Annotated in this window: 5 protein-coding genes; 2 read left to right on the top strand and 3 right to left on the bottom strand. The window is 60.0% G+C overall.

Features of this window, described 5'->3' with window-relative positions:
* Window positions 1-58: 58 nt before the first annotated feature.
* The 3 genes from lon to tgt all read right to left on the bottom strand — a co-directional run bounded on the left by lon (window position 59) and on the right by tgt (window position 4,345).
* Entirely contained in the window at window positions 59-2,470 is a 2,412-nt protein-coding gene (lon, locus tag GZH79_RS04440) for an endopeptidase La (RefSeq protein WP_211642263.1), read from the bottom strand.
* A gap of 176 nt (window positions 2,471-2,646) precedes the next feature.
* Window positions 2,647-3,201, bottom strand: a complete 555-nt coding sequence (locus tag GZH79_RS04435) for a hypothetical protein (RefSeq protein ID WP_211642256.1) — start codon at window positions 3,199-3,201, stop codon at window positions 2,647-2,649.
* 4 nt (window positions 3,202-3,205) lie between these two features.
* Entirely contained in the window at window positions 3,206-4,345 is a 1,140-nt protein-coding gene (gene tgt, locus GZH79_RS04430; protein ID WP_211642254.1) for a tRNA guanosine(34) transglycosylase Tgt, read from the bottom strand.
* A gap of 174 nt (window positions 4,346-4,519) precedes the next feature.
* Here tgt and GZH79_RS04425 point away from each other — a divergent pair, with 174 nt between their 5' ends.
* Together GZH79_RS04425 and GZH79_RS04420 are read left to right on the top strand one after the other, a co-directional pair.
* The gene (locus GZH79_RS04425) at window positions 4,520-5,728 is read left to right on the top strand and encodes a glycerophosphodiester phosphodiesterase family protein (protein WP_249218985.1); all 1,209 of its coding nucleotides are present in this window, start codon (window positions 4,520-4,522) and stop codon (window positions 5,726-5,728) included.
* A gap of 80 nt (window positions 5,729-5,808) precedes the next feature.
* Window positions 5,809-6,171 carry an SUF system Fe-S cluster assembly protein gene (locus GZH79_RS04420; RefSeq protein ID WP_211642250.1) on the top strand — a complete coding sequence of 121 codons (363 nt, stop codon included), beginning with the start codon at window positions 5,809-5,811 and terminating at the stop codon, window positions 6,169-6,171.
* Window positions 6,172-6,174 lie beyond the last annotated feature (3 nt).

Genomic DNA, 6,174 nt, shown 5'->3' with positions numbered 1-6,174 from the left:
TTGAAAAAAACCCCGCCCCTGCAGCACAGGGGCGGGTTTGATTTCAAGGCGGGTCAGGTCAGTGATGGATACCCGCCGCGACCTGTTGGACCCTTGCGGCTATCGTGGCCGCCTCGGCCGCATCTTCGGCCTCTTGGTCCCATTCGATCGGTTCCGGCTTGCGGACCAGCGCGTGTTCCAGAACTTCTGACACGTGCGTCACAGGGATCAGAGTCAGGCCTTCCTTCACGTTGTCCGGAATATCAGCCAGATCCTTTTCGTTTTCCTGCGGGATCAGCACCGTCTTGATACCGCCACGCAACGCCGCAAGCAGCTTTTCCTTGAGCCCGCCAATCGGCATGGCGTTGCCGCGCAACGACACTTCGCCCGTCATGGCGATGTCCCTCCGGACCGGGATCTGCGTCAGCACCGACACGATCGACGTCACCATCGCCAGACCGGCACTTGGGCCGTCCTTGGGCGTGGCACCATCGGGCACGTGGACGTGGATATCCAGCGTGTCGAACTTTGGCGGTTTGACACCGATCTGCGGCGCGATGGACCGCACGTAGCTGCTGGCCGCATCGATGGATTCCTTCATCACGTCGCCCAGCTTGCCGGTCGTCTTCATCCGGCCCTTGCCCGGCAGACGCAGCGCCTCGATGCTCAACAACTCGCCACCGACGCTGGTGTAGGCCAGCCCGGTGACGACACCGATTTGGTCTTCCTGTTCGGCCAGACCGTAGCGATGCTTGCGCACGCCCAGATAGTCACCAAGGTTGTCTGCCGTCACCGACAGGGTTTCGACCTCTTTCTTGACGATCTTCGTGACGGCCTTTCGCGCGACCTTGGACAGCTCGCGTTCAAAGTTCCGCACGCCCGCTTCGCGGGTGTAATACCGTGCGATATCCGTCAGGGCGCCATCGTCGACTTCGAATTCCTTGGGCTTCAAGCCGTGGTTTTTCATCACCTTGGGCAGCAGGTGCTGGCGGGCGATTTCACGCTTTTCGTCCTCGGTATAGCCGGACAGACCAATGATTTCCATGCGGTCCAGAAGCGGGCCGGGCATGTTGTAGCTATTCGCCGTGGTCAGGAACATGACGTTGGACAGGTCGTATTCGACTTCCAGATAGTGGTCGACGAAAGAGCTGTTCTGTTCCGGGTCCAGCACCTCCAGCATGGCGGACGCGGGGTCGCCACGGAAATCCTGACCCATCTTGTCGATCTCGTCGAGCAGGATCAGCGGGTTTGTCGTTTTGGCCTTTTTCAAGGCCTGAATGATCTTGCCCGGCATCGACCCGATATAGGTCCGGCGGTGGCCACGGATTTCGGATTCGTCACGCACGCCGCCCAGCGAAATACGGATGAATTCGCGCCCCGTTGCCTTGGCCACGGATTTCCCAAGCGAGGTTTTACCCACGCCCGGCGGTCCGACCAAGCACATGATCGGGCCTTTGAGCTTCTGAGAGCGTTGCTGCACAGCCAGATATTCGACGATACGTTCCTTGACCTTTTCAAGCCCGTAGTGGTCGTCGTCCAGCACCTTTTGCGCGTGAACAAGGTCTTTCTTCGTCCGCGACTTGGTGCCCCATGGGACGGCCAGAATCCAATCCAGATAGTTGCGCACCACGGTCGCTTCTGCCGACATGGGCGACATGTTTTTCAGCTTTTTCAGCTCTGCGTCGACCTTTTCGCGGGCTTCCTTGGACAGTTTGGTGTCGTTGATCCGGGCTTCCAGTTCCGCGACCTCGTTCTGGCCGTCTTCACCGTCGCCCAGCTCCTTCTGGATCGCCTTCATCTGTTCGTTCAGATAATATTCGCGCTGGGTGCGTTCCATCTGCGTTTTCACGCGGGTCTTGATCTTTTTCTCGACCTGCAACACGGACATTTCGCCCTGCATGTGGGCATACACTTTTTCCAACCGTTCCGACACCGACAAGAGTTCCAGCAACTTTTGCTTTTCGTCCACTTCGATGCCCAGATGGCCTGCGATCAGATCGGCAAGCTTGGCGGGTTCCGTGGCTTCCGACACGGCGGCCATGGCTTCTTCGGGGATGTTTTTCTTGACCTTGGCATACCGTTCGAATTCCGCCGCGGCGGTCCGGGTCAGCGCGATCAATTCCTCTTCGTCGCCGGGCACCTCTTCAAGGTATTCGGCGGCGGCTTCAAAGAATTGGTCGTTCTCTTGGAATGCGGTGATCCGCACCCGCGCACGGCCTTCGACAAGCACTTTGACAGTGCCGTCGGGCAGTTTCAGCAGTTGCAGGACGTTGGCCAGCACACCGGCACGATAGATGCCATCGGCGGCGGGATCGTCTTCGCCCGGATGCATCTGGCTAGACAGCAGAATCTGCTTGTCATCGCGCATCACTTCTTCCAGTGCGCGGACTGATTTTTCCCGGCCCACGAACAGCGGGACGATCATGTGCGGAAACACCACGATATCGCGCAGCGGCAAAACGGGGTAGGACGTCGCAAGTGGTTCTTGCATTGGCTTTTTCCTTATCTTGGCAAGACGGAGCGGCCCCAATCCGGCAGCCATCGCCCGTCTCCTCATGATCAATATCTGGTGGCGCGTTGCGGCAGTTTCAACCAGCCCTGCACACCGTTCCCCCACCCTGCGTCATTGAGGGGGGCAGGCTCAAGAGTGGATGTCACAAAATATTTTCATTCCCGCGTCAGCAAGGCGGAAACCGTCAGATACATGACCGTTTCTCCGGTGTTTACGACGATCTGGTCCAGTCGCAGGATGCGGTCGGTAAAATACGGGATCAACGCGACCTGCCCGTCGAACGACGGCACGGCATTGGGCGTCCAGTCAACAGATATGACGAACTGCGGCAGATCTTCTGGGCCGCAGGGCGTATCGGACAGCAGGTCGGCAAGGATCGCCGCATCGGTGGCATCCAGCAGTTCATCGACCTGATCGACATCGAAAACGGGCCTGTCCGCCAGCGGCAGCGGCAGCGTCGTCCCGGCACTGATGGCGCGCACCATATCTGACCCCAGATCACCGTCCGCAGTAATCGTCACAGGCTCCGCATCGGCCCGCGCGATGACCGACACACCGTTCACAACAGCATTGACCGAAGAGACATAGGTGTCGCCGGTCCACGTCCCGGCCAGCGTGGTCAGCAGGGCGTCGCGGTCCGTGACACCGCACAGGCTTTCAGCGGCAAGCGTGCCCGGCAGGGTCAGCAGGAGTGCAAAAATAATCCGCACAGGTTTATCCCCCCGTCAGCGGTGCGATATCGCCGTCGGCCCGCATGGTGTGGAAATCCGCCTCCCACGCGGCAAAATTGCCGGATGCGATCGCGGTGCGCATTTCCCCCATGATCTGCTGGAAATAATGCAGGTTGTGCCATGTCAGCAGCATGCCGGAAATCATTTCCTTGGCCCGGAACACGTGATGCAGATAGGCGCGACTGTATCCGGTGCAGGCCGGACAGGTACAGGATTCGTCCAACGGGCGGGGATCGTCCTGATGGCGCGCGTTCTTGATGTTGACGACACCGTGGCGGGTAAATGCCTGCCCCGTGCGCCCTGACCGGCTGGGCAGCACGCAATCCATCATGTCGATTCCGCGTTTGACGGCGCCGACGATGTCGTCTGGCTTGCCCACGCCCATCAGATAGCGCGGCTTGTCGCGCGGCAGCATGTCCGTGGCATAGTCCAGACAGCCGAACATCGCCTCTTGCCCCTCGCCCACGGCCAGACCGCCGACGGCGTAGCCTTCGAATCCGACGTCAATCAGCGCCTTTGCACTTTCGGCGCGCATATCCCGTTCCAGACCGCCCTGTTGGATACCGAACAGCGCATAACCGGGCCGATCCCCGAACGCCGCACGACTGCGCGCGGCCCACCGCATCGACAGGCGCATCGACTCTTCGATCCGGGTGCGGTCGGCGGGCAAGGCAGGGCATTCGTCGAATGCCATCACGATATCTGACCCCAGCAGGCGCTGGATTTCCATGGATCTTTCCGGCGACAGGTGATGTTTCGATCCGTCGACATGGGACCGGAACGTCACGCCGTCCTCTGTCAGCTTGCGCAATTCGGCCAAGCTCATCACCTGAAAACCGCCCGAATCCGTCAGGATCGGCTTGTCCCAATTCATAAAGCTGTGCAGCCCGCCCAATCGGTCGATCCGTTCCGCCGTCGGCCGCAGCATCAGATGATAGGTATTGCCCAGCAGGATGTCGGCCCCCGTCGCGGCCACACTGCCGGGCAGCATGGCCTTGACCGTAGCGGCGGTGCCCACGGGCATAAAAGCGGGCGTGCGAATGTCGCCGCGCGGCGTATGGATCACCCCCGTGCGGGCCGCGCCATCGGTTGCATGCAAATCAAAAGAAAAACGGTCGGTCATGGGATATTTCCTGTCATTCGCGGTGTTCCTACTGCGATTGCGCTTTAGATGGAATGGCACCGTCATGGGTCTGTCACGCGATGGTCGCGCAATCGTTACATCAAGGATGCACCTATGCGGCCATCGTAATCCGAAGGAGAGTTCCGCATGATCCGTTTTCCCCTGTCCTGCGCCATGGTGCTGGCTGCTGCACCGGCACTGGCCCAGTCTGAATCCACCGGCCAGCTTGACGGCTATGGCCCCCGCCCGGCCTATCTGATTTCCAAAATGGCAGACGGCCCGCTGAAAGACACGCTGGCCGCCTGTTCCGCCCAACAGATGACGCGCACCGATTTTTCCATCGGCCACCGTGGCGCACCGCTGATGTTCCCCGAACATACCGCCGAAGCGAACCGCGCCGCTGCCGGCGCAGGTGCCGGCATTCTGGAATGCGACGTGACATTCACCGCCGACCACGAACTGGTCTGCCGTCATGCGCAGAACGACCTGCACACCACTACCAATATTCTGGCCACCGATCTGGCTGAAAAATGCACGACGGGCTTCACCCCCGCCGATGGCGATACCCCCGCCAGCGCCGAATGCCGGACGTCAGACATCACGCTGGCCGAATTCCAGACGCTGACCCCGAAAATGGACGCCGCCGATAGCAGCGCCACCACGGTCGAAGGTTATCTGGGCGGTGTCGCCCCCTGGCGGACGACGCTTTACAACGAAAACCCGCAGATCCTGACCCATGCGGAAAGCATCGCATTGTTCCAGTCGCTGGGCGCGAAATTCACGCCCGAGTTGAAATCCGCCAGCGTCGCCATGCCGGACGGTGATTTCACCCAAGAGGATTATGCGCAAAAGCTGGTCGATGAATACGTCACAGCCGGTGTCGATCCGTCCGACGTCTGGCTGCAATCCTTTGATCTGTCTGACGTGAAATACTGGGTCGAAAATACCCCCGATTTCGGCGCGCAGGCCGTCTATCTGGATGACCGCTACGAAGCGTCCGACGACGACGAAGGCCCAATCGACCCCAACGATCCCACCACATTCATGCCGACCATGCAGGAACTGGCCGACATGGGCGTGAACTATATCGCGCCGCCGCTGTGGATGCTCCTGACGTTGAATGACGCGGGCGACATGGTGCCATCCGCCTATGCCGAACAGGCAACCGAAGCAGGCCTGAACATCATCGCATGGAGCTTTGAACGGTCCGGGCCGCTGGCCGATGGTGGCGGCTGGTATTTCCAGTCAGTCGCAGACACGATCGACACGGACGGCGATTATTATGAAGTGCTGGACATTCTGGCGCAGGATGTCGGGATCACCGGCATGTTCAGCGACTGGCCAGCGACAGTGACATATTACGCCAACTGCATGGGTCTTTGATCCAGGCGGCGCGGGCTGCCCTTTACGGCCCGCGCCATAAAACCTATATGTTCGGTCAGGAATAGCCGGGACACATCGCCATGACCGAACAGACCCCCCCGATGGAAGGCACGCCGCTGATCGCGCCATCCTCGACCGACCATCCTCTGCACGAAAAGATCGTAGAAGCCTGCCGTTCGGTTTATGACCCCGAAATTCCGGTGAATATCTACGACCTTGGCCTGATCTATACGATCGCCATCGACGCCGAAAACGCCGTCAACATCACCATGACATTGACCGCGCCGGGCTGTCCGGTCGCAGGCGAAATGCCCGGCTGGGTGGCGGATGCGGTCGAACCGCTCGAAGGCGTGAAACACGTCGATGTCGAAATGACGTTCGAACCCCAGTGGGGCATGGAAATGATGTCCGACGAAGCCCGGCTTGAACTGGGTTTCATGTAAAGA

The organism is Loktanella sp. SALINAS62, from assembly GCF_018263905.1.
Taxonomy (GTDB): Bacteria; Pseudomonadota; Alphaproteobacteria; order Rhodobacterales; family Rhodobacteraceae; genus Loktanella.
The sequence above is the reverse complement of the archived record's forward strand: the minus strand, read 5'-3'. Positions and strand labels throughout refer to the sequence as shown.

Bases quoted from the DNA above. Each gene is read 5' to 3' on its own strand.
- GZH79_RS04420 (WP_211642250.1), top strand. From the start codon at position 5,809: ATGACCGAACAGACCCCCCCGATGGAAGGCACGCCGCTGATCGCGCCA.
- lon (WP_211642263.1), bottom strand. From the start codon at position 2,470: ATGCAAGAACCACTTGCGACGTCCTACCCCGTTTTGCCGCTGCGCGAT.
- GZH79_RS04425 (WP_249218985.1), top strand. From the start codon at position 4,520: ATGGTGCTGGCTGCTGCACCGGCACTGGCCCAGTCTGAATCCACCGGC.
- tgt (WP_211642254.1), bottom strand. From the start codon at position 4,345: ATGACCGACCGTTTTTCTTTTGATTTGCATGCAACCGATGGCGCGGCC.